The following is a 1,540-nucleotide window of genomic DNA, read 5'->3' as shown; positions in this document are numbered from 1 at the left end:
CAGCCACGATCTCGCCTGCCGAGACGCTCAGGATCGACTTCGAGATCGACTTCGTCGATGCGGCCATCGGCCACCAGTTCAGGTCGCTGGTCATGAACAACGGCAGCTTCGCGCGGGAGCTGTGCGACAGCCGCACCTTCTGCCGTCAGGCCGATGTTGATGCGATGCGCGCGAATGGTCTGGCGTTGGGCGGCAATCTGGAAAATGCGGTTGTGTTCGAAGGCGACCGGGTGCTGAGCCCAGGCGGGCTGCGCCACAGCGACGAACCGGTGCGGCACAAGATGCTCGATGCACTGGGCGATCTTGCTCTGGCGGGCGGACCGGTTCTGGGCCGCTACACTGGCATCAGGGCGGGGCATTCCTTGACCAACCGTCTGCTGCGCGCACTTTTCGCCGACCCGACGGCCTGGCGCAGCGTCGCATGCGCCGAGCATACCGGCTGCAAACTCCCGGGTGTGGGTGTGGTGCGCAGCGATATTCCGGTGCTTTGCTGACTTCCTGCCACTGTGTCGGGCAAAGATGCAAAGGCGTTTTGCGCCCCGGATTTTTGTGTGATACGACAAAGCGAACGAAGGCGGCTGATGCCGAACTTCAGCAGGAAACGAGGTAGGCGGAGAATGGCAGGCGTCAGGCTCATCGGGGCAGCGATGATCGTTGTGGCGCTTGCCGGATGCTCGGGCGGCGGGTCAAGCGAGGCCCCGCTCGACAGTCTGGCCGCCGAAGAGATCTTCAAGCGCGGCGAGATCGCGCGGGAAACGGAAGCCAAGCCCGACGAGGCGATTCGCTACTTTTCGGAAGTCGAACGACTTTATCCCTATTCGCAATGGGCCAAGCGGGCACTGATCATGCAGGCGTTCAGCCAGCACCGCGCCAAGAATTACGAGGAGGCGCGGTCTTCCGCGCAACGCTTCCTCGACACCTATCCCGGTGACGAGGATGCGGCCTATGCCAAATATCTGCTGGCCCTGTCCTATTATGACCAGATCGACGAAGTGGGCCGCGACCAGGGCCTGACCTTTCAGGCGCTGCAAAGCATGCGCGCGGTGATCGAGGAATATCCCGACAGCGAATATGCGTCTTCGGCCCGGTTGAAGTTCGATCTTGCCTTCGATCATCTGGCCGCGAAAGAGATGGAAATCGGGCGCTATTACCTCAAGCGCGGGCAGTATTCGGCCTCGATCAACCGGTTCCGCACGGTCGTGCAGGATTTCCAGACCACCACCCACACCGCCGAGGCGTTGCACCGGCTGGTGGAGGCCTATCTGGCGCTGGGCCTGACGGACGAGGCGCAGACGGCGGCGGCGATTCTGGGCCATAACTACCAGTCGAACCCGTTCTATGACGACAGTTTCCGCCTGCTGACCGGACGCGGGTTGTCGCCCGAGGCCAAGGGCGAAGGCTGGCTGCGCACCATTTACCGGCAGGTGGTGCGGGGCGAATGGATGTAAGGAGCGTGCAATCACGCACCCTACGGGTTCATCATGCTCCGCTCGCTTGAAATCCGCGATCTTCTGATCATCGACCATCTGGACCTCGGCTT

Annotated in this window: 2 protein-coding genes; both read left to right on the top strand. The window is 62.2% G+C overall.

Annotation, left to right across the window (positions count from 1 at the left end; translation table 11 throughout):
- On the top strand, positions 1-494 hold a 494-nt coding region (locus ACEW8G_RS08995; RefSeq protein ID WP_373488089.1), incomplete at its 5' end, for a UDP-3-O-acyl-N-acetylglucosamine deacetylase.
- Positions 495-617: 123 nt separating this feature from the next.
- Positions 618-1,448, top strand: coding sequence for an outer membrane protein assembly factor BamD (locus ACEW8G_RS08990; RefSeq protein ID WP_373488088.1), 831 nt, complete (start codon positions 618-620; stop codon positions 1,446-1,448).
- Positions 1,449-1,540 lie beyond the last annotated feature (92 nt).

Source organism: Blastomonas sp. (assembly GCF_041747255.1).
Classification (GTDB): domain Bacteria; phylum Pseudomonadota; class Alphaproteobacteria; order Sphingomonadales; family Sphingomonadaceae; genus Blastomonas.
This window is presented reverse-complemented; position numbering and strand designations above follow the sequence as displayed.

Excerpts from the sequence above, each read along its gene's own strand:
- ACEW8G_RS08990 (WP_373488088.1), top strand. The coding sequence starts at position 618 with ATGGCAGGCGTCAGGCTCATCGGGGCAGCGATGATCGTTGTGGCGCTT.